The 25,233-nt window shown below is 51.8% G+C and carries 24 protein-coding genes; 18 read left to right on the top strand and 6 right to left on the bottom strand.

The features are described 5' to 3' along the window. A complete protein-coding gene (locus FCN78_RS11735) occupies positions 1 to 1,173 on the bottom strand; it encodes a lytic polysaccharide monooxygenase (RefSeq protein ID WP_077659316.1) in 1,173 nt (390 codons plus the stop codon). A 52-nt stretch (positions 1,174 to 1,225) separates the two neighbouring features. Then, the gene (locus FCN78_RS11730) at positions 1,226 to 4,051 is read right to left on the bottom strand and encodes a glycosyl hydrolase family 18 protein (RefSeq protein ID WP_077659315.1); all 2,826 of its coding nucleotides are present in this window, start codon (positions 4,049 to 4,051) and stop codon (positions 1,226 to 1,228) included. Between the two features lie 609 nt (positions 4,052 to 4,660). Here FCN78_RS11730 and rpsF point away from each other — a divergent pair. Genes rpsF through rplI form a run of 4 tightly spaced genes read left to right on the top strand, consistent with a single transcriptional unit; the run spans position 4,661 to position 6,126 of the window. Continuing rightward, positions 4,661 to 5,089, top strand: coding sequence for a 30S ribosomal protein S6 (rpsF, locus tag FCN78_RS11725; RefSeq protein WP_069361595.1), 429 nt, complete (start codon positions 4,661 to 4,663; stop codon positions 5,087 to 5,089). Positions 5,090 to 5,097: 8 nt separating this feature from the next. Further along, positions 5,098 to 5,400 (top strand): primosomal replication protein N, encoded by a 303-nt coding sequence (gene priB / locus FCN78_RS11720; protein ID WP_069361596.1) that lies wholly within the window; start codon positions 5,098 to 5,100, stop codon positions 5,398 to 5,400. A gap of 16 nt (positions 5,401 to 5,416) precedes the next feature. Then, positions 5,417 to 5,644 carry a 30S ribosomal protein S18 gene (gene rpsR, locus FCN78_RS11715; protein WP_021023493.1) on the top strand — a complete coding sequence of 76 codons (228 nt, stop codon included), beginning with the start codon at positions 5,417 to 5,419 and terminating at the stop codon, positions 5,642 to 5,644. Positions 5,645 to 5,676: 32 nt separating this feature from the next. Continuing rightward, positions 5,677 to 6,126: a 50S ribosomal protein L9 gene (gene rplI / locus FCN78_RS11710; protein ID WP_046074368.1), complete on the top strand. Its 450-nt coding sequence runs from the start codon at positions 5,677 to 5,679 to the stop codon at positions 6,124 to 6,126. Positions 6,127 to 6,182: 56 nt separating this feature from the next. On the opposite strand, the gene FCN78_RS11705 is transcribed toward rplI, so the two are convergent. After that, positions 6,183 to 6,929: a DUF481 domain-containing protein gene (locus FCN78_RS11705; RefSeq protein ID WP_077521613.1), complete on the bottom strand. Its 747-nt coding sequence runs from the start codon at positions 6,927 to 6,929 to the stop codon at positions 6,183 to 6,185. Positions 6,930 to 7,106: 177 nt separating this feature from the next. Between FCN78_RS11705 and FCN78_RS11700 the strand changes: the two genes are divergently transcribed. Beyond that, complete coding sequence (locus tag FCN78_RS11700) at positions 7,107 to 8,498, top strand: replicative DNA helicase (protein WP_046074366.1); 1,392 nt, start codon at positions 7,107 to 7,109, stop codon at positions 8,496 to 8,498. Then, complete coding sequence (gene alr / locus FCN78_RS11695) at positions 8,488 to 9,618, top strand: alanine racemase (RefSeq protein WP_235607573.1); 1,131 nt, start codon at positions 8,488 to 8,490, stop codon at positions 9,616 to 9,618. Before FCN78_RS11700 ends, alr (FCN78_RS11695) begins: the two co-directional genes overlap by 11 nt. 38 nt (positions 9,619 to 9,656) lie before the next feature. On the opposite strand, the gene FCN78_RS11690 is transcribed toward alr (FCN78_RS11695), so the two are convergent. After that, positions 9,657 to 10,091, bottom strand: coding sequence for a secondary thiamine-phosphate synthase enzyme YjbQ (locus FCN78_RS11690; RefSeq protein WP_077659314.1), 435 nt, complete (start codon positions 10,089 to 10,091; stop codon positions 9,657 to 9,659). Positions 10,092 to 10,320: 229 nt separating this feature from the next. Between FCN78_RS11690 and pgi the strand changes: the two genes are divergently transcribed. Beyond that, positions 10,321 to 11,976 (top strand): glucose-6-phosphate isomerase, encoded by a 1,656-nt coding sequence (gene pgi / locus FCN78_RS11685; RefSeq protein ID WP_077659313.1) that lies wholly within the window; start codon positions 10,321 to 10,323, stop codon positions 11,974 to 11,976. Positions 11,977 to 12,065: 89 nt separating this feature from the next. Here the strand turns inward: pgi and FCN78_RS11680 are convergent, their stop codons facing one another. Both FCN78_RS11680 and zur read right to left on the bottom strand, forming a co-directional pair. Then, positions 12,066 to 12,530 (bottom strand): chemotaxis protein CheX, encoded by a 465-nt coding sequence (locus tag FCN78_RS11680; RefSeq protein ID WP_046074362.1) that lies wholly within the window; start codon positions 12,528 to 12,530, stop codon positions 12,066 to 12,068. Between the two features lie 29 nt (positions 12,531 to 12,559). Then, complete coding sequence (gene zur / locus FCN78_RS11675; RefSeq protein ID WP_069361600.1) at positions 12,560 to 13,003, bottom strand: zinc uptake transcriptional repressor Zur; 444 nt, start codon at positions 13,001 to 13,003, stop codon at positions 12,560 to 12,562. A gap of 282 nt (positions 13,004 to 13,285) precedes the next feature. Between zur and azu the strand changes: the two genes are divergently transcribed. The 11 genes from azu (at position 13,286) to alr (FCN78_RS11620) (ending at position 25,208) form a co-directional block, all read left to right on the top strand. After that, positions 13,286 to 13,732 (top strand): azurin, encoded by a 447-nt coding sequence (gene azu, locus FCN78_RS11670; RefSeq protein ID WP_077457588.1) that lies wholly within the window; start codon positions 13,286 to 13,288, stop codon positions 13,730 to 13,732. Positions 13,733 to 13,850: 118 nt separating this feature from the next. Further along, positions 13,851 to 14,783, top strand: coding sequence for a glycosyl transferase family 90 (locus tag FCN78_RS11665; protein WP_077650628.1), 933 nt, complete (start codon positions 13,851 to 13,853; stop codon positions 14,781 to 14,783). Positions 14,784 to 14,967: 184 nt separating this feature from the next. Then, positions 14,968 to 15,996, top strand: coding sequence for a tRNA dihydrouridine(20/20a) synthase DusA (gene dusA, locus FCN78_RS11660; RefSeq protein ID WP_077659312.1), 1,029 nt, complete (start codon positions 14,968 to 14,970; stop codon positions 15,994 to 15,996). Between the two features lie 158 nt (positions 15,997 to 16,154). Continuing rightward, positions 16,155 to 16,418 (top strand): envelope stress response protein PspG, encoded by a 264-nt coding sequence (gene pspG, locus FCN78_RS11655; protein WP_069361642.1) that lies wholly within the window; start codon positions 16,155 to 16,157, stop codon positions 16,416 to 16,418. A 161-nt stretch (positions 16,419 to 16,579) separates the two neighbouring features. Beyond that, a complete protein-coding gene (locus FCN78_RS11650) occupies positions 16,580 to 17,233 on the top strand; it encodes a TIGR04219 family outer membrane beta-barrel protein (RefSeq protein ID WP_077659311.1) in 654 nt (217 codons plus the stop codon). A 216-nt stretch (positions 17,234 to 17,449) separates the two neighbouring features. Beyond that, positions 17,450 to 18,958, top strand: coding sequence for an acetaldehyde dehydrogenase ExaC (gene exaC / locus FCN78_RS11645; RefSeq protein ID WP_077659310.1), 1,509 nt, complete (start codon positions 17,450 to 17,452; stop codon positions 18,956 to 18,958). Between the two features lie 123 nt (positions 18,959 to 19,081). Then, complete coding sequence (locus FCN78_RS11640) at positions 19,082 to 19,309, top strand: thymidylate kinase (protein ID WP_069361645.1); 228 nt, start codon at positions 19,082 to 19,084, stop codon at positions 19,307 to 19,309. A 140-nt stretch (positions 19,310 to 19,449) separates the two neighbouring features. Continuing rightward, a complete protein-coding gene (locus FCN78_RS11635; RefSeq protein WP_077659309.1) occupies positions 19,450 to 21,258 on the top strand; it encodes an assimilatory sulfite reductase (NADPH) flavoprotein subunit in 1,809 nt (602 codons plus the stop codon). Next, the gene (cysI, locus tag FCN78_RS11630) at positions 21,258 to 22,973 is read left to right on the top strand and encodes an assimilatory sulfite reductase (NADPH) hemoprotein subunit (RefSeq protein WP_077650631.1); all 1,716 of its coding nucleotides are present in this window, start codon (positions 21,258 to 21,260) and stop codon (positions 22,971 to 22,973) included. Before FCN78_RS11635 ends, cysI begins: the two co-directional genes overlap by 1 nt. Continuing rightward, positions 22,966 to 23,745, top strand: coding sequence for a phosphoadenylyl-sulfate reductase (locus FCN78_RS11625; RefSeq protein ID WP_069361648.1), 780 nt, complete (start codon positions 22,966 to 22,968; stop codon positions 23,743 to 23,745). Before cysI ends, FCN78_RS11625 begins: the two co-directional genes overlap by 8 nt. Positions 23,746 to 23,972: 227 nt before the next feature. Beyond that, positions 23,973 to 25,208: an alanine racemase gene (alr, locus tag FCN78_RS11620; RefSeq protein ID WP_077659308.1), complete on the top strand. Its 1,236-nt coding sequence runs from the start codon at positions 23,973 to 23,975 to the stop codon at positions 25,206 to 25,208. Positions 25,209 to 25,233 lie beyond the last annotated feature (25 nt).

Raw genomic sequence — 25,233 nt, 5'->3', positions numbered from 1 at the left:
TTATTGTGTCACGCGTTGCCAAACAAGGGCAGCGCCGGGTTGCTCGTTGCGTGTCCACCATTTGGCTTGGTAGATGTTATCGCCGTAGCGCACGCGATCCTTGGCCACATAGACCTCAGAAGCGAGCCACGCGGGCAGGTTGCTGGTGGGTTCGTCGGTAGCCGGGATCACCGACAGATTGAAGCTATAGCTATCGTGGTGGCTAAAGACTTGGTTTTGCACCACGTCATCGGCATTAAACTGGATCTCGCCGTGACGCATCACCCCGATACGCAAGGGCTCGTTAGCTTGTTGTTCGATAAGATTGGCCAGCGCTTGTGGCCAATTCGCTACATTTTGGTCGGTCAGGGTGAGTGTGACATCCACCACTTCTTGGCCTTGGCGATTGTGCAAGCGGGCACGCACGCGATCGCCTAATGCTGCCATTTGTGGATGCGCGACAAAGTAGCCCAGCTCGTGCCACTGGGCTGGCGCTGTCTGACTAGGGGTGATGGTGATGTCGGCACAGTTGTAGAAGCCTTCACCGGCCGGATCAATGCGTTGCCAACGGCTATAGAGAATGGCATCACCTTGGCGCTCGGCGGGCAAGGTCACGGTCATCTCGTAATAACGGTTACCGTCATCGCCGACCACAATGGGCAGATCGCCAAAGGTGTCGATCTTTTCGAGATCGTCCCACGTCAGCGCATCGGTCGCGCTGTTGTAATCTGGCTTGGTGAGATAAATTTCCCAAAAACTTGGGTTGTGAGGTGTGGTGGCGCGAAAGCGCACGTCAATTTGACCATTGCCATCTGGGGTGACCTCGGTGCGTTGCCAATCCGGTGAGGGCAAACTGATCCCGGCTTTATTAGGATCGCCGGCACCACATAAGTTGCCATCGGTAACGGCTGCTTTCACGGCATTCATATTGCGGTAATCCGCCACCAATTGCGCCGATTCATGGTGTTGCACAAACGGGTAGTGCCCCGATTCTAAGAACGCCGCGCGACAGGCGGCGTTAGGGATACCTGACCCATCTGAAGGCCACCAATAACCCCCTTGCTCATGGCAAATCGCCTGGCGCGCTTTGGGGCTTTCTAAATAGCCATGTGCCATCACCTGTGTACTGCTTGCCGCCAATGCAAGGGCGATGGCGGTACGGCAGGAAAGTTGAGTAAACGAAGACTTGAACATAACGACTCCTTAACGGGGTCACTTAGCCCCCTTATTCAAGACCAGAAATGGATTAGAGGCTGCAGACTTGGCGCCAAGCTTGACCACCGGGGGCCGCTTGGGTCCACCACTTGGCTTCCCACACCGCCTCTTGGTAGATAAGTTGGTCGCCACCGCTGGCATGATTGCTCCCGTTAGGCCAGTTGGGGTAGGTACTCAGGCTGGCGACATCGACGCCGGGACACTGAGACTCTCCGCCACTTTGGCCGGTACTACCGGGGAACGCAGGCGGAAGGCTTGGATACTCCTGCTTCAGCGCATAGCGCTGGCCATCTTTTTCGATGGTGATATTGGTCGGGTTAGTGATCGGCATGTAGTACATCACCTGAGCGTCCAAGGTTTCACCCGGCTTAAAGCTTTGCTCAATGCCACCCCATTCGTTAATCAAGGTGATGGCAAAGCGATGATGCGTGGCATCAAATCCGCCGATGTTGTTACCACTGGCGTTGCTGCTATCACGGACCACTTCCATGCGCAGCTTTTTCTGGGCGTTCCAGTCAGATTTAAAAATGGCCGACGTAGACACTGGCACATCAAAGCTGATGGTGGCGCCCGATAAGTCCAGATCCGAGTGGTTGGTAAAGCGGAACGTCGGGCGGATAGGGTAGTTGTCATCGCCCACTGGGAAGTTCAGCGCGTCAAACGTGACATCCACTTGCTCGCTTGGCACTTGGAAGTTGGCATCGCCGCGTTGCAGTGAGTAGTCGCTGCCGGATTGCTTAAAGGTTTGGTATGCCAGCGAGGTCAGGGTGTCACCCATAAAATAGGCTTGACGCTGATCATCATAGCGATAATCCCCCGCCAGCTCCCAGAACATCACCCCGCCTAGGCCTTTGTTGATTACGTAGTCCACTTTCTCGGCCATCGAGGTTTCGTCTTCCATCGACAGGAATACGCGTTTTTCCTCGTTCCAAACCCATGGCGCTTTGGCGATGTCATCGTAGTAACGCTGATAGCTACCAGTAAGGCGATCAGTGGGGTCTTGTTCAGGGTCAAGTCCGTATTCCGCCGCATAGGCCGGGAGTTTGCCATCGAGCAAGTTTTTCACATGCCATAAAGGGTTGGAGCCAGCAGGCACTTCGTTGCCGAGCTCGTCCACATCATGCCAAAGGTTATCAATGCCGACTGCACCGTTGCCGCATTTGTTTTTCTCACCGACACCAGTGCCGGCTGGACACTCACTTTGGTTTGGCAATGGCGCGCGTCCCCAAAGGCCTTTATCGCCGCCTTGTACGTCTTTAAAGCCGCGGGTGTAATACGGGATACCGATATTGATGCGGCCGGGTGACATACCGCCCATAAAGTAGGTGGCTGCCCAGTCGGTATTTAAATAGCCAATCCCTTCAAACTCAGGGGTTTGGTAGACATTCCACTGTTTAAGTTCGGAATCCTCTCCGGTGTCATACAGCGGCGCTTGATGGCCAACATGATCGTTCCATGCCCCGTGCAGGTCATAGCTCATGATGTTGACGTAATCTAAGTATTGGGTGGTTTGGAAGGTTTCCATCCCGCGCAATAAGTACCCCGATGACGGTGCGGCGATGGTCAGCATATAGTGCTTGCCATCTTGCGCGCTGGCTTTATCGAGCGCTTCACGCAGCGACTTCATCAGCACTTGATAGGATTTATTCAAGTGCGCGCGACGTGGGTTGGAGTACTCGAAATCGTCAGGGTGGCCAGAGTCTTTCATCGACGATGGGTATTCATAATCAATGTCCAAACCATCAAAGCCATACTGGCGCAAGAAGGCGACGGCACTGTCGGTGAAAGCCTTGATGCCGGCTTGGTTGACGCTGCCATCGGCATTGGTGGTCATGGTATAGAAACCGCCACTGTCGATGCGCTCGCCGTTTTCACCGAAGTAACCCCCGGTTTCGGCCCAGCCACCTACGGAGATCAGTGTTTTCACGTCGGGGTGCTGCTTTTTATACTTGTTGAGCAAGTTAAAGTGGCCTTTGTACGGCAGGGTTGGATCCATCTCTGCGCCGGCCACGCCTGGCCAAGTCATCTGGGTCGCGGGGTTACCGGGGGCATTAGGATCGCCGATAGACAGTTGGTTGTCCGCGTTGACGTGAGCAAAGGCGTAGTTAATGTGGGTGATCTTTTCCCAAGGAATATCGCTGACTAAATAAGCGGGCTGGCCGTTGGCACCGTTTCGCCAGCTGGTGAAATAGCCGATAACACGGCGAGGGTGATCGGCGCCCATGTCTTCAAGGCCGTTCTCGTCATACACCGAGCAATACGGCACCTCGACATCAGGGGTGGTGTATAAACCCGCCGGACGACAGGCATACTCATCGCCGCCGGTTGGGTCATCACCCACCACCTGTTGCAATGTTTGGGTGTCGGTCGCGCCTTTGTCGTCGGTCACGGTGAGGGTAAAGGTAAAACGCCCCGTTTGTTCAGCTTGCCAGTCAATGGTGGTCGCTTCTGCACCTTCATATAAGACGGTGTCGCCTTGTGAGAGCGCAAATGAGGTCACCGTGCCATCCGTGTCGCTTCCGGCGAGGGTGAAGGTGAGTGTGTCGTCAACCTCAACGGGCCCAGACGGTGAGACGGTTAAGGTTGCGTTAGGGGCTTGGTTAACGCTGCCCGCGCATTGGCCAAGGATCTTCCATGCTTTCCACTCGCCAGACTGGGTGGCTGGATCGGCTTGCGTCCACCACCTTGCTTCATAGGCGGTATTGTCCGCTTTGACTTGAGCCCCTGAGGTATAGGTATTTCCGTCCTGCCAAGCGGGCAATGGCTGGCAATCAACCGCAGCGTACACGCTGGGGCTACTTAATGCGAGCCCCGCCAAGCCTAGCGCGACGGCACGCGATGGCGTTATTAGTTTCATATTTTGCTCCCAAAATTTTTGAAGCGAATTTCATCAATGCAGTCAGTGCTTGATGCGTTCTTCCCTACGCTTTTTGCAGTAAAAAACCGACTCATAGGTCTATCCTAGGCAATGAAATCGTTATATTGGGCAATGTGTGCCAAGAAATGGAGGCGAGGATGCAATAATTTGAGCGCGGGTTCAGAAATTAATTATCGGTAAAAAAGAAGTACATCAATAGCGTGATGTTGGTGGGAAATTAAACAAACTTGACAGTTTGCAGGCTTGATTTCTTGATTTTTTTGCGATTAGTCATGTTTTTTCGGCCGATATCACGGAGAATGTTATCAGTAGGTTGTTGTTTTAAGCGAATTAAGTGGCCTGCATATTCTATGTTTTAAAGGGTGAGGGTAAGGAGCGTGTTACGATAAAAACGCAGCTAGGGCCTTGTGACGTTGTGGTGACACGGTGACAGAAAGATTGGCGGATAAAGAGAAAATCTGTTTGCTTATACCGCTGCAATTCTGTACTATCTCGCGCCTGATTCTCGGTCTTTTACTTTTCGTTCCTTGCTTCCGCTGGACGACCGAGCCAATTGTGGAAGCTGATTAATCCGTAAGGAGCAACTCAATGCGTCATTACGAAATCGTATTCATGGTGCACCCTGATCAGAGCGAGCAAGTTGCTGGCATGATCGAGCGTTACACTGCGTCTATCAAAGATGCAGGCGGTCAGATTCACCGTCTAGAAGACTGGGGCCGTCGTCAACTGGCTTACCCAATCAACAAACTGCACAAAGCACACTATGTTCTGATGAACGTAGAAGCTGAGCAGGCTGTGATTGACGAGCTGGAAAGCATGTTCCGCTTCAACGACGCTGTGATCCGTAACATGATCATGCGTACCAAAGACGCTATCACTGAGCCATCTGTGATGATGAAGGCTAAAGAAGAGCGTACCGCTAAGCGTGAAGATCGCCCTGAGCGCGAAGAGCGTGCAGAAGCGAAACCAGAAGCAAAAGCTGAAGCGCAAGCTGAAGGCGAAAACGCAGCTGAGTAATTGCTGTGATGACCAATCGGTTGGAGCTTGCTGGTGTTATCAGTAAAGGTCCGGTCCGTCGCCAAAGCCCCGCTGGAATTCCGCACTGTCACTTTGTGCTAGAGCATCGTTCCACGCAGGTTGAAGCTGACCTACCTCGACAAGTGTTTTGTCGCTTATCAGTGGTAGCCAGCGGGCAAGTGTCAACACAACAAACGCAACATTTAGCTTTAGGCAGCCATATCAAGGTAAGCGGGTTTCTCGCCTACCAAACCAGCCGACAAGGCGAGGGAAAATTGGTATTGCACGCCGACAACATCATAGACATTTAGATCAGGAGATAAGCCCATGGCACGTTTCTTCCGTCGTCGTAAATTCTGCCGTTTCACTGCAGAAGGCGTTACAGAGATCGACTACAAAGATGTAGCGACTCTAAAAAACTACATTACCGAATCAGGTAAAATCGTACCTAGCCGTATCACTGGTACTCGTGCTAAGTATCAGCGTCAACTGGCTCGTGCTATCAAGCGCGCTCGTTACCTGGCCCTGCTGCCGTACACTGACAAGCATCAGTAATCGGAACTGTCCAAGTTAGAGAGGATTGAAGAATGCAAGTTATTCTACTTGATAAAATCGGTAACCTGGGTGGCCTAGGTGATCAGGTAACTGTTAAATCTGGTTATGCGCGTAACTTCCTTATCCCTCAGGGTAAAGCAGTTATGGCAACCAAAGCCAACATCGAACATTTTGAAGCACGTCGTGCTGAGCTAGAAGCAAAAGTTGCTGAGCAACTGGCCGCTGCTCAAGCGCGTGCAGAGAAAGTTGAAGCACTAGAAGCGGTTGAAATCGCTTCTAAAGCGGGTGATGAAGGTAAACTGTTTGGTTCTATCGGTACCCGTGACATCGCTGATGCTGTGACTGCAGCCGGCGTTGAAATTGCGAAAAACGAAGTTCGTCTACCAGAGGGCGCACTGCGTCACACTGGCGAGTACGAAATCAGCGTACAGCTGCACTATGACGTGTTCGCAACGGTAAAAGTAAACGTTGTTGCTGCGTAATTGCGCATCAATACGTTGATAAAAGACCAGCCTTCGGGCTGGTTTTTTTTCGTCTTTTATAGCCACTGATAACGAAGACCGAGTGTGAGCACGCTATCGTGATTTTTGAGTCCTGGTGGTACATCCGTCATATAGTTGTGTTTGCTGGTTATTTTTATCGAAAGCTTCTCAGTAATGGTGGAAGCCAGAGTGACGGCGCCTTCCACGCTGGTATTACTGGCACCTGATATCACTATGCTTCTCCCCTCTAAGCGAACACTGTCGACCAGTTGCCATTCTCCTTTGGCTTGTGCACGAATCACCGGCTCGCGAACCGAGTAAGGCATGATGAGATCGTCATCGTCGATTTCATCAAGGTTGGGGCGCTGGTAGCGATACCCTGGCCCCACTTCTGTGCTCAGTGAGAGTGTGTCACTTTGCCACCATTGATGACCGAGTCCTGTCGCTAGCATAAAATCATCGAAATAAGGACCGTAGCGATCTGCGACATAGGTAGCGTTGAGTAAAACATAGCTGCGTGCGCTAATACCGCGGTTTGCTTGGGTTTCTAACTCGGTTTTACGTTTATCTTCTTCTCCATCTTTTTCCACTTGTAGCACGCTCGCGCTGGCTTGATAACGTGTTTGTTCGCCATCATATTGACCATTGACTTCCCCGTTGACTGTCTGTGAATCGGCATTGCCGCTCAACTGTTGTAGGCCTAAAGACAGCTCGCTTTGCCAAGGCGACGAATCGGCTTCCGCGGCGTGGCTATATGGCATATACAGTGCGGACATCAGAAGAAAAAGAGACGGCGTTTTCATTATGAATCACCTATTGACAATATCGCGCCTTATCCTAGGTGCATGGGCGCCATAAGCGGTCAAATTTTCGTTAAAATCGCGGCGACTTCTTCAGCGTTGGGAAAAAAATGCTGCGTGGGGCAGCGTCTTGCGAGGACAGCGGGTATAATGACCTCCAGTAGCAATAGGTGAGTTTTTATGGCAGACAATCGTAAACCCGCAAAAGATCAGCAAGTCGCTAACCTTAAAGTGCCCCCGCATTCCATCGAAGCCGAGCAGTCTGTGCTGGGTGGCTTGATGTTGGATAACGAGCGCTGGGATGCGGTTGCGGAAAAAGTGGTTGGCCATGACTTTTACAGCCGCCCGCATCGATTGATTTATGAGTCTACCAAGTCGTTGCTCGATGAAGGCAAGCCGCTGGATTTAATCACCCTGTCTGAGCATTTAGAAAAAGGCGGACATTTGGATGATGTGGGCGGGTTTGCCTATCTCGCAGAGTTGGCGAAAAACACCCCAAGTGCAGCGAATATCGTCGCTTATGCGGATATTGTTCGTGAACGGGCTATGGTGCGTAATTTGATTGGGGTGGCGAATGAAATTGCGGACGCCGGTTATGATACCCAAGGTCGCACATCAGAAGATCTGCTCGATATGGCAGAGAGTAAGGTGTTTGCCATTGCTGAGTCGCGCACCAGCGAGACAGAAGGGCCGCAACATATTGACTCGGTGCTCAGTAAAACCCTTGAACGTATCGAAGAGCTTTTTAAAACCCCACAAGATGGCGTCACGGGCGTATCGACAGGCTTTACTGATCTGAACAAGAAGACGGCAGGTTTGCAGCCTTCTGATCTGGTGATCGTGGCGGCTCGTCCTTCAATGGGTAAAACCACCTTTGCGATGAACCTGTGTGAAAATGCGGCGATGGATCAAGAAAAGCCGGTACTCATTTTCTCGCTCGAGATGCCAGCGGAACAGCTGATGATGCGTATGTTGGCCTCGCTATCACGGGTTGACCAAACCAAGATCCGTACCGGCCAGCTTGATGATGAAGACTGGGCGCGTATTTCCTCATCGATGGGGATCTTAATGCAGAAAAAGAACATGTACATCGATGATAGCTCCGGCTTGACGCCCACCGATGTGCGCTCGCGAGCGCGCCGCGTTGCCCGTGAACACGGTGGGGTCAGCATGATCATGGTCGACTATCTGCAGCTGATGCGGGTGCCTGGTTTGCAAGAGAACCGAACCCTTGAGATTGCTGAGATTTCTCGCTCGCTCAAAGCGCTCGCCAAAGAGCTGAATGTGCCTGTGGTGGCGCTATCACAGCTTAACCGCTCGTTGGAGCAGCGCGCCGACAAACGCCCGGTAAACTCAGACTTGCGTGAATCAGGCGCGATTGAGCAGGATGCTGACTTGATCATGTTTATTTACCGTGACGAAGTCTATAACCCGGAAAGTGCGATGAAAGGGATTGCAGAAATCCTGATTGGTAAACAGCGTAACGGCCCGATTGGCTCGGTGCGGCTGACGTTCCAAGGCCAGTATTCGCGATTTGATAATTATGCAGGGCCGGCGTTTGATGACGAGTAATCCTTTTATCATGACCAATGCCGCCAAAGCCGTTATCGACCCGGAGGCGATGGTACACAACATCCAGGTGATGCGTCGCCAAGCGCCCAATAGCAAAGTGATGACAGTGGTGAAGTCCGATGGTTACGGCCACGGGTTAGTGTCGGTTGCCACCACACTTGCGCCTTATAGCGATGCCTTTGGGGTGGCACGGATTGAAGAAGCACTGACGTTACGCCAGGCCGGTATACGCTTGCCTATTGTCTTGCTGGAAGGTTTCTATGAAGCCGACGAGCTACCGCTATTGGTTGAACACCAGCTGACCGCCACGGTGCACTGCCATGAGCAAGTTACCATGCTGACCAACGCAGCACTGAGTGAGCCTTTACCCGTATGGTTAAAGGTCGACTCTGGAATGCATCGCTTAGGCTTTGAGCCTGAGCAAGTGCCAGACGCACTCTCTGCCTTGAAAGCGTGTGACAATGTGGCACCGCAAATTGGCTTTCTCAGTCATTTCGGTTGCGCCGACGAGATGGATAATCCCATTACGCAAGCGCAAATAGATACCTTCACACAAGTGACGGAAGGGCTGCCTGGAGAACGTTCTCTGGCAGCGTCATCGGGGACCTTGTTTTGGCCGCAGAGTCACTTTGATTGGGTGCGTCCCGGTATTTGCCTATACGGCATTTCGTCGCGGATTGAACTGACGGGTGAACAGCTGGGCCTGAAACCGGCGATGCGCTTAACCTCAAGGGTGATGGCCGTTCGCAAGCTAAAAGCCGGTGAACCGGTAGGCTACGGCGCGCGCTGGCGTAGCGAGCGCGACACGCTGATTGGTGTATTAGCCATCGGTTATGGCGATGGCTACCCTCGGCTGGCTCCCGATGGCACCCCTGTTTGGTTGAATGGACGCGAAGTGCCACTCGCCGGGCGGGTATCGATGGATATGATCACTGTTGATCTTGGCCCAGATGCAACCGATAGCGTGGGCGACGAAGCGGTACTGTGGGGGCCTGAGCTACCAGTTGAACGGATTGCACGTCTCGTCGACACCATCGGCTATGAGCTCGTATGTCAAGTAACCGGCCGTGTGCCGCGCCAATACCTGACCACCCCCTCTGAGCAGCGGGCGACGGGTTAGGCGGCGTCACCCCTCTGAACGCATGTTGGCCAGCGAGATTAGACGTTGGCTTGTGGCGCGCCTTGCAAGGTCACCACCAAGGTACGCGTGCCGCCCTGGTCGCGATGCTCGCCCAGATAAACCCCTTGCCACGTACCGAGATTCAATTGACCTTGGCTGATGGGGACAGTGATACTTGCGCCTAATAATGATGCTTTGATGTGCGCTGGCATGTCATCGTCTCCTTCGTCGGTGTGGCGATAATAAGGCGCACGCTCAGGCACTGAGTGGTTAAAGTGCGCTTCCATATCTTGGCGCACGGTTGGGTCGGCGTTTTCATTGAGGGTTAAGCTCGCCGAGGTGTGCTTGATAAACACCTGTACCATACCCACATCAATATCGCTTAGCATAGGAAGTGCGTGAACGATCTCGTCGGTGATTAGGTGAAAGCCGCGCGGCCGGGCACGTAGACGAATCTCAGTTTGATACCACATAAGCAATCCTTGTTGTGATCTTTATTGTATGCAGTTGGCTCAAAGGCGATCCAACTATTCTATGATTGATCGCAACCTACTCACAGCGATTGCATGTGAGAATCGAGCCATGATTATGTAATATTACACCAATGACCGCTGCGTACAGCGTGGTGGTGCTGACGTTATACAGGATCCTTGCCTGCTGTGATACCCACAGCAGCACTCACAACGCGATTTGGATGACATGATGCTAAAGACAACGAATCCCACTCAGACCGTGGCGTGGCAATCACTGACCGCCCATTTTGAAGAAGCGCAGGACTATACACTGGCAGATCTGTTTGCTGATAATCCAGAGCGATTTGCCCACTTCTCAACGCAATTCGAAGACAGCATTCTGTTGGATTATTCCAAAAACCTGATCAGTGAAGAGACACTGACTAAGTTATTGGCACTCGCCGACGAAACCGGGGTGGCTGAAGCGATTGAGTCAATGTTTAGCGGTGAGAAAATCAACCGTACAGAAGATCGCGCGGTACTCCACACAGCACTACGGAATCGCAGCAACACGCCTATAATGGTTGACGGCGAAGATGTGATGCCTAAGGTCAACGCGGTATTGGCACAGATGCAGTCTTTCTCCGAGCGCGTGATCAGTGGCGAATGGAAAGGTTATACCGGTAAAGCGATCACCGATGTAGTGAATATTGGTATCGGGGGATCAGATTTGGGCCCTTATATGGTGACCGAGGCACTCGCCCCTTATAAGAACCATCTCAACCTGCACTTTGTCTCTAACGTCGATGGCACCCACATGGCCGAGACGTTAAAAGCCCTTAACCCGGAAACCACCTTGTTCTTGGTGGCGTCAAAAACCTTTACCACCCAAGAAACCATGACCAACGCGCACACGGCGCGTGACTGGTTAATGAACGCAGCAGGCGATGAGAGACAGGTGGCGAAGCACTTTGCTGCGCTTTCTACCAACGCAAAGGCGGTGTCTGAATTTGGTATCGATACGGCCAACATGTTCGAATTCTGGGACTGGGTTGGCGGCCGCTATTCACTGTGGTCAGCGATTGGTCTTTCTATCTGCTTGGGCGTAGGTTATGACAACTTTGTCACCTTACTCGATGGCGCGCACCAAATGGATAACCACTTCAAAACCGCACCCATGGCACAAAACATGCCGGTGTTATTGGCGTTGATTGGTATTTGGTACAACAACTTCCACGGGGCGGAATCAGAAGCGATTTTACCGTATGACCAATACATGCACCGTTTTGCCGCGTATTTCCAACAAGGCAATATGGAATCAAACGGTAAGTATGTCGACCGCAACGGTAATCCTGTTGACTACCAAACCGGCCCAATCATCTGGGGTGAACCAGGCACCAATGGTCAGCATGCTTTCTATCAGCTGATTCACCAAGGCACCAAGCTGATCCCATGTGACTTCATTGCCCCTGTGCACAGCCACAATGCGATTGGCGATCATCACGCAAAATTGATGGCGAACTTCTTCGCCCAGACGGAAGCGCTCGCGTTTGGTAAGAGCCGTGAGCAAGTTGAAGCCGAGTTAATGCAAGCGGGCAAATCCGCCGAAGACGTGGCTGCGATTGCGCCATTTAAAGTGTTTGAAGGTAACCGCCCAACCAACTCGATCTTGGTAGAGAAAATGACCCCTTATACACTCGGCGCTTTGATTGCCATGTATGAGCACAAGATCTTCACCCAGGGGGTAATTTGGAATATCTTCAGCTTTGATCAGTGGGGTGTTGAGCTGGGTAAACAGCTGGCGAGTAACATCCTGCCAGAGCTCGGTGATGCGCAACAGGTTGAAAGCCACGATAGCTCGACCAATGGATTGATCAACGCGTTTAAGCAGTGGCGCCAAGCCTAAGCTGAGCTAACCGCGATTGAGAAAGTCAAACGCCGCGATGGTTATCGCGGCGTTTTTATATTTTGTGGCCGTCAGCGACGTACGCCCGCTTAGTGATCGAAACAGATCTCAATAAAGGCAGTGCCGTGCGGGGATTTAAATGGCATGATGATCACTGGACCATCACTTTTGTGATTGATGGTATGGCCTTTGCCGGATACGACCACAGGGGTCGCCATCTCAAATTCGAAGCCCTTTTCTGACAAAATACGCTTCGCGCCACCTGTCACCATATTGGTGATCTCACCGACCATATCCGTCACTTCTTCATCAATCGACTCGGACCGCTCTCCGAGCATACGCTGCATGATTTCAAGCGCCATATCTTCATCAAAGGTAACGGAAAAGGAGCCCTTAGTCTGTGGGCCGACCATACCAATTAACCCAGAAACGTCCCCTTTGGCGATCTCTGACTTTTTCAAGTGAGGCTTCTCTGGCTGGATTTCCAGCTGTGCCATCGTCTGTAGCACATTGATCAGTGAAGTAAGAAATGGGTTGACGAATTGTGCTTCCATAAAGAATGTCCGTCCTAATCAATTCAGTATTAGTGGGCTAGGCATTGTGCGCAGGTACCATGGGTTTCAATCACGTGATGTTGAACCTTAAACCCCATTGTTTGCGCCTTTTCACGCAACGCCTCAGAAAGCTCCTCAGTGTGACACTCTTCCACGGTGCCGCATTGATCACAGATGAGCAGTTGGGAGCAGTGCCCCTGGTGGCCAAGATGACAACAAGCGATATAGCTATTAGTTGACTCCACCTTATGCACAAACCCCTGCGCTAACAGAAAGTCTAGCGCACGATAAACCGTTGGCGGTTTGGCTTGTGGCTCTGTTTCACGCAACTCATCTAGCAGCTCATAGGCGGTGATCGCGCGTGAATAGTTGGCGATAATCTCGTAAACGCGCGTTCGCTGCGGCGTTAATCGCACGCCGCGTTGTTCACAAAGCTGCTGTGCGTGGTGCAGTAACCCAGTGGTGTTGGTCATAGCGCCTCAAAGTGCTAACAGTCAGTCAGTTATCTTATCATAGCTGTATAACATCGCACCCCACCTATCCTCATCCTATGCGCTTTGCCACAAGTGTAAATAGGTAGTCCAATATCACTTGATCGCGATCAGTCACCCTACAGTAATGATAGAAGTAAAAATAAAAACCAATCAGTCGATTTTTGAATCGGCTAACTGTTTTGCGCTGTTATGTCAGTATGATGACAGCGTGCCACAGGCATTAAAAACATACCTTTACATCCATAATAGGAGTATGTACCGATGAAAAAACTGTTAGCCCTCGCCGCCTTGGCGTTCGCGTCTGTTTCAACGCAAGCGGCTGCCAATGAGTGTGAGTTAACTGTCACCACCGGCGATAAAATGGCCTACGACCAGTCATCGTTGTCCGTACCAGCAAGCTGCAGCGAAGTCACGCTAACACTTGAGCATCAAGGCTCAATGCCTGTGACCTCTATGGGCCACAACTGGGTGCTGTCGGAAACGTCTAACTTGCAAGATATCGCCATGAAAGGCGCGGGTGCAGGGGCAGATAACGACTATCTACCACAAGGCGACGACCGCATCTTGGCACACACTAAGCTGATTGGCGGCGGTGAAAGCACCAGCATCACCTTCTCAACTGAAGGCTTGCAAGGCAAAGACTTAACCTATTTCTGCTCTTTCCCAGGTCACTGGACGGTAATGAAAGGCAAATTCACCATCGAATAAGTCTTGTCGCGAGAGAGCAGAGTAACTGGCTCTCTCGCCCATTTCATTTGCTCGTCATCTTGCTCGGTTAGGCTTTGCTGTAAACCGACACCCGCCAACGGATTGACGGAGCAAGAGGGTGAAAAAACTCCGCTACTACAGCTACAATTTGGCCGTCAATGCGATCCCAAATCACTGGTATCGCACTTGGATGCGCCGGCAACTTTTACCCATTTATCAGCAGCATCAATCCGATATCGACCAGCGCGTCAGCTACTACAACCGTATGGCTGCACCATTTTGCTTGTCCGAGCAATACTGTGATCACCAGACGGGCCGAGTGAGACAAGACCACGGCTCGGTGTATTTTTTCGATATATTGCGGGTAATGCGCTGGTTCCCAAATGGCTTGTTTCTACATTACTTAGGCGGCGATGTGACACAACCACCATTCACACCAGCATTTGTAAAAAGCCGACCGATTCATGGCGACAATCAAAACGCCGTTCTGCTCAAGCTCAACGCGGTGCGTCACTTCCAATTCATTAATGATCCTGTGCCGTTTGGGCAAAAACGCGATAGCGCGGTATGGCGCGGGCGCTGTTTCAATGACAAGCGTCGCCAGCTTCTTCAGCGCTTTTACACGCATCCAACCATTGATGTCGGGGATTCTCGGCCCGTGGATGATACTGACCAAGCTTACCGAAAAGCCCCGCTGACACCGCAAGCGCAGCTACAGTATAAGTTTATTCTCAGTGTGGAAGGGAAAGACGTTGCCACCAATTTAAAATGGATCATGTCCTCCAACTCGCTTTGCTTGTCACCCCCAATGGAATATGAAACCTGGTTTATGGAGGGCCAATTAATCCCCGGGGTCCACTATGCCGAGGTCAACGCTGATTTCTCCAACCTAGAGGCAGTCATCGACTATTACCTCACTCATCCGCATGAAGCACAAGCGATCATCAACAATGCTCACCAATGGGTGAATCAATTCCGCGACCGACAAAAAGAGGCGGTGATCAGCTACTTGGTGGCAGAGAAATACTTTCGGCTTTCGCAGCAGTTATAGGTTCACAGGGGCACGCTTCGTTTAAGCCATCATAACGGCTGCCATACTATTAGCTTATGCGTTTCTTCTGCCTCGTGGTCAAGCGGGATGGTTCTGCTTAAATCTTACCGATGCAATGTGTATAATCCGCGTCCGCCTGTCGAAAACGACCGTCGTTTAACGTAATTTGCAGAGATTCGAGACCATGACTACCCCCAGCAAAACCGCCGCCAGCCCTGATATGACGCCAAAAACGGTGATGCAGCGTTTCTCTGTTGCGCCCATGCTTGATTGGACCGATCGTCACTGCCGTTATTTTCATCGCTTACTATCAGAACACACGTTGTTGTTTACCGAGATGGTGACCACAGGTGCGATCATTCATGGTAAAGCGGATTACCTTGCTTACCACGAGCAGGAGCATCCGGTGGCGTTGCAACTGGGGGGATCGGATCCGGCGGATTTGGCAACATGCGCTAAGCTGGCGGCCGAGCGTGGTTATGATGAAATTAACCTCAACGTTGGTTGCCCGTCGGATCGGGTGCAAAACGGGCGATTTGGGGCGTGCTTAATGGCTGAACCTGAGCTGGTGGCGCAGTGCGTGGCCGCGATGCGTGAAGTGACTGATGTACCTATTACGGTGAAAACCCGCATTGGCATTGATGAGCAAGATAGCTATGAATTTTTGACTGACTTTGTGGGTATCGTCAGTGAAAAGAGTGGCTGCGATATGTTTACTGTGCATGCGCGCAAGGCGTGGTTGAAAGGTCTGAGCCCTAAAGAAAATCGGGAGATCCCGCCGCTGGATTACCCGCGTGTGTACCAGCTGAAAAAAGATTTTCCGCGCCTGACGCTTGCCATCAATGGCGGGGTGAAAAGCCTTGAGGAGGCGGAGCAGCACCTTGCGCATCTTGATGGTGTGATGGTTGGCCGCCAAGCCTATCAGAGCCCGTTTATGTTGGCCGAGGTCGATCAGCGTTTATTTGGTAAGACAACTCCTCGCATTACACGTCGCCAAGCCGTCGAGGCGATGTTCCCATACATCGAGCAGCAGCTTACTTACGGGGCGCAACTCAATCATATCAGCCGCCATATGTTAGGTCTGTTCCAAAATATGCCAGGCGCGCGGCAGTGGCGCCGTTATATCAGCGAGAATGCGCACAAGCCGGGCGCGGGGATTGAGGTACTGACCACTGCAATGGGCCATATCCCTGAGCAATGGCTTGACGCCTGATCCGGTGAAAATCACCACTTGTTGGTGTCAATCTAACCGCACCTTCATTTCATCTTGAAGGCATTTCTGTAATCTATTGAATTAATGATCAATTATCGAGTGACAAATTGGCCTAAAACCTGCAAAGTCTGTCTCGCTATCAAGACAAGGAGATCGCAATGATCGAAATACTCTTTCTGATTGGCTTTGCTGTTGTATTGTTCATGACAGGCGTGAGCATCATGGGCATGGTGCTGGCCATGCTGGCAGGCTTTGCTGTGATGATGTTGGCCGGGATGATAGGGACCCTGCTTAAGCTACTACCATGGCTTTTGGTGATCGCTTTGGTCGTTTGGCTGGTTAAACGCCAGCGTCGCGGCCGCAAAGGTGAGCCGGAAGTGATTATCAATGAAAAGCGCTGGGCACGATTCCGTCGCCGCTAAGCGCACAAAATTTGCGCGTTGACACAGCAAACGCATGCTGTTGCGGTTTTTTCTCTTCACCTCGGCACAAAGCTTGCTATTATTCTAAGCAATCGGCGACAAGGCATGGCTTTGCCGCCTCCGCGTGACGACCTTTTTTAATCGACAATGTGGAGAGTTTCATGAAAACCACTTCAATGACGCTTGCCGCCGCAGCGTTTACCGCGCTACTGGCCATGCCGTCTCAAGCAGCCACCCTTGCCGGGGGAAAAGTCGGCGCTGATGCTTGGTTTATGGATGCTGACGTCAATAATGTAGAAGCCGATGATGCGAGCACGGCTGGCTCTTACTATGCGGCAATTGAGCACCCACTTCCGCTGATCCCCAATGCAAAAATCCGTCAAACGTCGGTGAGTGTTGATGGAGCAGATACGGGAAAAGTTGATTTTGACCAAATCGATTTTGTTGCCTACTACGAGTTTCTCGATAACGATCTCGTATCGGTGGATGCGGGCATTAATATGCAGCGTTTCCAATCTGGCAAGTTTCAAGGACAAAGCTTTGACGAGTGGCAACCGAACATTTATGCCGATGCACGTGTAGGTCTAGTCGGCACGCCTTTATTTGTATTTGCCACCGTGAGCAAAGGCGAGTTTGATGGTAGCAGCACCTTGGATGCCGAAGCGGGCTTGCAATATCAGTTAGGTTTAGTGGCCGCTGATTTGAACGTACGAGGCGGGTATCGGATGATTGATCACGATTTCGATTATTTTGACAATAACAAAGGTGAGCTTGATCTGACTGGCTTCTTTGTTGGTGCAGAGCTCGACTTTTAATCGGTTGAACGTCAAGGCAACGAGTAAAAACCGCGCATAGGCGCGGTTTTTTTATACCTGAAGATTCCGCCTATTCGCATCTGTTGCCCATGTCTCACTGCGACTTTCGCCTAATACCCAGCGATAAAAAACTCTGCCACGCTTTTTGAGTAATAACGGCAAGGAGAGAGCAGTACGTGCTCCGCCATCAACTCAAACATGGAATAAGGAAAGAGTATGATTTACGCAAAACCAGGAACAGATGGGTCAGTGGTGAGTTTTAAGTCGCGTTATCAAAACTTTATTGGAGGTGATTGGGTGCCGCCGGTGAAAGGCCAGTATTTTGCCAATACGTCACCGTGCACTGGCGAAACCCTTGCTGAAGTGCCGCGCTCAAGTAGCGATGATGTCGATCTGGCACTGGATGCGGCTCATGGCGCCAAAGACGCATGGGGCAAAACCTCTGTCACTGATCGCGCCAATATTCTGTTAAAAATTGCTGATCGGATTGAAGCGAACCTCGAAATGCTCGCGGTGGCGGAAACCTGGGAAAACGGTAAAGCGGTGCGTGAAACTCTGGCGGCCGATATTCCGCTTTGCGCCGACCACTTCCGCTACTTTGCCGGCTGTATTCGTGCTCAAGAGGGCTCCGCGGCGGAGCTGGATGCGGGCACAGTGGCGTATCATATTTACGAGCCATTGGGAGTGGTAGGACAAATCATTCCGTGGAATTTCCCCTTGCTGATGGCGTCATGGAAGCTTGCGCCGGCCTTGGCGGCTGGGAACTGCGTGGTGCTCAAGCCGGCGGAGCAAACCCCAACTACCATCTTGCTGCTGATGGAATTGATTGGTGATCTATTGCCAGCGGGTGTGGTTAACGTGATCAATGGTTATGGCGCCGAAGCCGGACAAGCACTTGCCACATCGCCCCGGATTGCCAAACTGGCGTTCACAGGCTCTACGCCAGTCGGTCACCACATTCTACGTTGCGCGGCGGAAAACCTCATTCCTTCAACCGTGGAGCTGGGTGGAAAATCGCCCAACATCTATTTTGAAGACGTGATGCAGCAAGAAGAAGCCTATATCAATAAAGCGGTAGAAGGCCTGTTGCTTGGCTTTTTCAACCAAGGCGAAGTATGCACCTGTCCGTCGCGCGCGCTGATCCAGGAAAGCATCTACGACGACTTTATCGCACGCGTGATTGAGCGCGCAGGCACGATAAAACAAGGTAATCCGCTTGATACCGAGACCCAAGTGGGCGCGCAAGCATCGGACGAACAGTTCGATAAGATCATGAGCTATTTGAAGGTCGGGCAAGAAGAAGGCGCGAAGGTCTTAATTGGCGGTAGCCATCAGGATTTGGGCGGCGGCTATTACGTGCAGCCGACCTTACTGCAAGGGCACAATGACATGCGTGTGTTCCAAGAAGAGATTTTTGGGCCGGTGATTGGAGTGACCACCTTCAAAGATGAGGCGGAAGCGTTGGCGATTGCCAACCACACCGAGTACGGGTTGGGCGCAGGGCTTTGGACACGTGATATGAACCGCGCTTATCGTGTAGGACGTGCGATTGAAGCAGGGCGGGTCTGGACCAACTGCTATCACCTTTATCCGGCCCATGCCGCCTTTGGTGGCTACAAAAAATCCGGTATTGGACGAGAGACACATAAAATGATGCTGGGTCACTATCAACAAACGAAGAACTTACTCGTTAGCTACGACATTGATCCATTGGGCTTCTTTTAATAGAGAACCCCTCAAAGCAGGGGCGGTGATAACATCGCCTCTGCGCATCAAGCTTCCCGCATGGCAGCTTTGCTTATCTGAGACTAAACTCAATAAGTGATCCAATTGAGTGGGCAAAGCATCATGACAGCCGAACAGCTCCGTGCTTTATACCGTCAACAGCTTTTGATTGAAGCGGTCGTTGAGCCTTCGTTAGATAGCGAAGGGTGGGTGGTTGAGTGTCGACACACCAGTGGCGGTTTAATGGCGCTTACCAATGCTGAAGGGATTGAACAATGCTTTACCGATATTGACCAAGCGACCTTGAACGCGCTTGAGATTGGTTTTCAGCAAGTACGTATTGCTGACTAACATTATTTTCCCGCTCAATGACACGCGATTACGCACCTACCTTACAAAACGTTATAAAACATTCGTATCTATTCTTTATTGTTATTAATTGGTGAGGGTACGCTAGCATTCACGCAATGTTAGCAAGGAATGTCGTCACCATGTTACTCAAGGATCTCTCCGGGTTAACCAGCCCGCTTAATGATCAGCAAATAGGCCAGTTGCAACAAGCCGTGGCGGAGTTGTCACCGCAGCAACTGGCCTGGATTAGTGGTTATTTTTGGGGGTTAAGCCAAACACCTGCTGGTGAAGCGGCGGCACCCAATGCTATGCCACAAGCCAGTTCTGCCCCTAACCAGACTCTGACCATTTTGTATGCGTCACAAACCGGCAACGCTAAAGGCGTAGCGGAGGCGCTGCATCAGGAAGCGGAAGCGGCTGGGATCCCAGCCAAATTGGTGGCGGCAGATAACTACAAAGGTAAGCAACTGGGCAAAGAAACCCATCTTGTCATTGTCGCCTCTACTAATGGAGAAGGCGAGCCGCCGGACAACGCCATTGAGCTGCATGAATTTTTGCAATCCAAGAAAGCGCCCAAACTTGATCATCTGCATTATGCCGTTTTGAGCTTGGGTGATTCGAGCTATGAGTACTTTTGCCAGACGGGTAAAGACTTTGATGGCTTTTTGCAAAAGCTTGGCGCCAAGCCGATGGTCGCGCGTCTTGATTGCGATGTGGATTATGAAGCCACGGCCAGTGCTTGGCGAGAGCAAACCTTAGCCGAGGTGAAGCAGCAGTTTCAGGCCAGTGGCGATGCGCAGGTGGTGCCTCTTCATCAAGCTACCGCGCAGGCAAAATACACCAAACAATCCCCGTACACGGCCGAGCTACTCACCTGCCAGCGCATTACCGGACGAGGCTCAGATAAAGCGGTTTACCATATTGAACTCGATCTCGATGAATCCGGCATTGAATATCAGCCGGGTGATGCGTTGGGCGTATGGTATCAAAATGATCCCGAACTGGTGGACAGCATCGTCGCCAAGGTGGGCCTGCGTGGCGATGAAACCGTCGATATCGGTGGTGACAGCCTCTCGTTGCGAGACGCGTTAATTGCCCACTATGAGATCACCGCTTCTAACCCGCAGCAGATCACAGCGTTGGCGGCGTTATCGGAAAGCGACACACTCACCGCATTGACCGAAGACAAAGCCGGATTGCGCGAGTTCGCGAATCGCACTCAGCTGATTGATGTGCTGGCACTGGCGGACGTCAACCTCAATGTCGAGCAGTTTCAATCGATATTGCGCCGACTGACTCCGCGTTTGTACTCGATCGCCTCTAGCCAAGCGGAAGTGGAGGACGAAGTGCACCTCACCGTGGGGCTGGTGGATTATCAGCATGAGAGCGGAGAATCACGCCAAGGCGGCGCCTCGAGCTTTCTCGCCCACCGCGCTGAAGCGGCCGAGACGGTTAAGGTGTTTGTTGAGCACAACGATAACTTCAAACTGCCAACCAGTGATGACACTCCCATCATTATGATAGGCCCAGGTACCGGTATCGCGCCGTTCCGCGCCTTCTTGCAAGAGCGAGAGCAACGCGAGGCGAAAGGCGATAATTGGTTGTTCTTTGGCGATCGCACCTTTACTGACGATTTCCTCTACCAGGTTGAATGGCAGCAATACCTTAAATCTGGCCTGCTGACGCGGATGGATGTGGCCTTTAGCCGCGATCAGGCTGAGAAAGTGTATGTCCAGCACCGGTTGCTCGCGCGTGCTGAGACAGTGTGGCAATGGCTATCAAATGGCGCTTACATCTATGTGTGTGGTGATGCCAACCAAATGGCGAAAGATGTCCATGAAGCCTTAATTGAGATTGCCCAGACACAGGGTCAACAAAGCCGTGAGCAAGCGGAAACCTTTATTAATGAATTGCGCAAAGATAAGCGCTATCAAAGGGATGTGTACTAATGAGTGAACAGAAATTTGCGGGCGATACACTGGGCCCACTGGCCGATAATGAGCGTTTGAAAGAGCAAAGTGATTACTTGCGTGGCACCATTGATCAAGACTTACAGGATCCGATCACGGGGGGGTTTACCGATGATAACTTCCAGCTGATCCGTTTTCACGGCATGTATCAGCAAGACGATCGCGATATTCGCGCTGAGCGGCAAAAGCAAAAACTGGAGCCGCTGCATAATGTGATGTTGCGAGCGCGGATGCCGGGCGGGATTATTACGCCCCAGCAATGGTTAGCGATTGACAAGTTTGCCCGTGAAAGCTCGCTCTATGGCAGTATTCGCCTGACTACCCGACAAACCTTTCAGTTTCATGGTGTCCTTAAGCCGAATATCAAGCTTATGCACCAGACCTTGAATGAATATGGCATTGACTCGATTGCCACCGCCGGCGATGTGAACCGCAACGTGTTGTGCACCTCTAACCCGGTGGAGTCAGAGCTCCATCAGCAAGCCTATGATTGGGCAAAGCGCATCAGCGAGCACTTGCTGCCTAAAACCCGCGCTTACGCAGAGATTTGGCTTGATGGTGAAAAAGTCGAAGGTAGCCAAGACAAAGAGCCGATTTTGGGTGAGCGCTATCTGCCGCGCAAGTTCAAAACCACGGTGGTGATCCCGCCACAAAACGATGTGGATGTGCACGCCAACGATCTTAACTTTGTCGCGATTGCGGAAAACGGACAACTGATTGGCTTTAACGTCCTCGTCGGTGGCGGGCTGGCGATGACCCATGGTGACACCAACACCTACCCGCGTCGTGCCGATGACTTTGGCTTTATTCCGCTAGAGCATACGTTGCAGATTGCTGAGGCGGTGGTCACCACCCAGCGTGATTGGGGGAACCGTTCGAACCGCAAGAATGCGAAAACCAAGTACACCCTTGATCGCGTGGGCGCGGATGTGTTCAAAGCGGAAGTGGAAAAGCGTGCTGGGGTGAGCTTTGCACCAAGCCGGCCTTATACCTTTACCGGACGCGGCGATCGCTTAGGCTGGACCAAAGGCATTGACGGTAAATACCACCTTGCCCTGTTTATCGAAAATGGCCGTTTGCGTGATACGCCAGAAAAGCCGCTCAAAACCGGCATGGCAGAGATCGCCAAGGTCCACCAAGGCGATTTCCGCATGACCGCTAACCAAAACCTGATCATTGCTGGGATCCCGGAAGCGCAAAAAGACGAGATTGAAGCGTTAGCGCGTCGCTATCGGTTGATTGATGACGAACACAGTGTTCAGCGTACTAACTCGATGGCGTGTGTGGCCTTCCCAACCTGTCCACTGGCGATGGCTGAAGCCGAACGCTTCTTACCGGACTTTGTCACGGAAGTGGAGAAAATTCAGCAAAAACATCAAGTACAAGATGATCCGATTGTATTGCGTGTAACCGGTTGCCCTAACGGCTGTGGCCGCGCGATGCTGGCTGAGGTCGGCTTGGTAGGTAAAGCGCCTGGGCGTTACAACCTGCACTTAGGCGGAAACTGGGAAGGCACCCGGATACCGAAAATGTATAAAGAGAATATCACCGATCGCCAAATCCTCGAGGAGTTGGATCAGCTGATTGGTCGCTGGGCGACAGAACGCGAGCCGGGCGAGCACTTTGGTGATTTCTTGATCCGTGGCGAGGTGATTGCCCCCGTGCATGTCTCTAAGAGGGATTTTTATGCCTGAAACCATTCAACCCAACGCGACGTTAGCCTTAGCTGACATTGCCGCGATGAATAAAAGCCAGCAAGCCTTGGCATTGGCGGAGGTCAATGCCAGCTTGGAAACTCTCTCGGCACCTGAGCGTATCGCCTGGGCGTTAGAGCACCTTGAGGGGCAATTTGTCCTGTCGTCGAGCTTTGGGGTGCAAGCCGCGCTGATGCTGCATTTGGTCAGCCAAGTGAAATCGGACATTCCGGTAATTTTAACCGACACCGGCTATTTGTTTGCGGAAACCTATCGGTTTATCGATACCCTCACCACCCGGTTGGATTTAGACTTACGGGTATATCGCGCCGCACTCAGCCCTGCTTGGCAAGAAGCGCGTTATGGCCAGCTGTGGGAGCAAGGCGTGGAGGGGATCACCCAATACAATCAAATCAACAAAGTTGAGCCAATGAAGCGTGCGCTGCGAGAGCTAAACGCCGGCACCTGGTTGTCGGGATTGCGCCGGGGGCAGTCAGACTCTCGTGCTAATTTGCCGATACTCAGTGTTCAGCATGGGGTGTTTAAATTTTTGCCCGTGATTGATTGGTCGAACCAAGCGGTGGATGACTATCTGCGCGAGCACGACTTGCCTTATCACCCCTTGCGTGATCAAGGCTATGTATCAGTGGGCGATGTGCATACTACCCAGCGCTTGGAGCCAGGAATGCGTGATGAACAAACGCGCTTTTTTGGCTTAAAACGCGAATGTGGATTGCACGAAGACGACTTGAATGATGGCGCTGGCATCTAGCGTGTTGAGTCTTGTCGGCGACAACGCTTCTCTCAAACGTCACCCTAGGGTGGCGTTTTTTTGTTCAAATACGCGGAACTTGTCTATCTTTTTTATTGAGTGATTCGTCAGCCGTGCCGTGTTCTGTGATATAAACAGCGCGCATTGCCAGGAGGCATAAATAGAAGCGCCGAGCTTTTATTCAACACGTCACGGATGCTCCATTTATGTGACCAACAGTGAAGCTTATGAACAAAAAATTCTCTTTAGTGGCGCTTGCCGTCGCCGGTGTCGTTGCCCTTGGGGCGCCCGCCGTCATCGACTACTCCTCGCCTACGCCGTCAACGCCGGATAGCGGTAATCGTTATATGGGGCATGGCAACGGCTGGCTAGAAGTGAGCACCTCCACCTTTGGCGACAATATTCAGCGTGTTCAGCAGCAAGTCAGCGAAGGCACCAAGATTTGTGTGGTCATGAAAGCCGATGCCTATGGCAATGGGATTGCTGGTCTTTTACCCACTGTAATTGCCAGTGGCATTGACTGTGTTGGCATTGCCAGCAATGAAGAAGCACGGACCTTGCGTGAAGGCGGCTTTACTGGCGAGATCATGCGTGTGCGCACCGCGACCTTACAGGAAATGGAGAGTGCATTAGCATTGAATATGCAAGAGCTGATTGGCTCAGCAGAGCAAGCCGAGCAAATGCGGCAACTTGCCGACAAACATGATGTGACCATTCCGGTTCACATGGCGTTTAATGCTGGTGGAATGGGTCGCAATGGCATCGAGATGAACGAGGAAGCGGGTAAGCAAGTCGCGTTGGATATTGCCACTGACCCGCGCTTTGACGTGGTGGGAATCATGACGCATTTTCCTAACTACGAAGCGGATTATGTTCGCAGCAAATTGGGACAATTTAAAACCAACAGCGAATGGTTGATTGAACAGGCAGACTTGAAACGTGAAGATGTCTTGCTGCATGCCGCGAACTCGTTTGTCACCTTAAACGTGCCAGAGGGGCATTTTGATATGGTTCGCCCTGGCGGTGCGCTATATGGCGATCAGCCCACCAACCGAGAGTTTCCGCCCATCATGAGCTTTAAGACCAAGGTGGCCTCTGTTCACCACTTGCCTGCCGGTAGCACGGTCGGTTATGACAGCACTTATACCTTGGAGCGCGATTCTATTCTGGCTAATTTACCGGTCGGCTATTCGGATGGTTTCCCACGTAAAATGGGTAATGATGCCGATGTGCTCATTCAGGGTCACCGAGTGCCTGTTGTTGGCGTTGCATCAATGAACACCATTATGGTTGATATTACGGATATTGCTGATCAGGTGGCCCCTAATGACGAAGTGGTGCTATTCGGTCAGCAAGGGGAGCAAACCATTGGGGCAGTGGAGTATGAGACCAAGGCGGATGTGATTTTCCCAGAAATCTATAGCTGGTGGGGCGCGGTGAACCCACGTGAGTACGTGCAATAACGCTAGATGAAGAGACAAAAAGCGA

The organism is Salinivibrio kushneri (assembly GCF_005280275.1).
GTDB lineage: Bacteria > Pseudomonadota > Gammaproteobacteria > Enterobacterales > Vibrionaceae > Salinivibrio > Salinivibrio kushneri.
The sequence above is the reverse complement of the archived record's forward strand: the minus strand, read 5'-3'. Positions and strand labels throughout refer to the sequence as shown.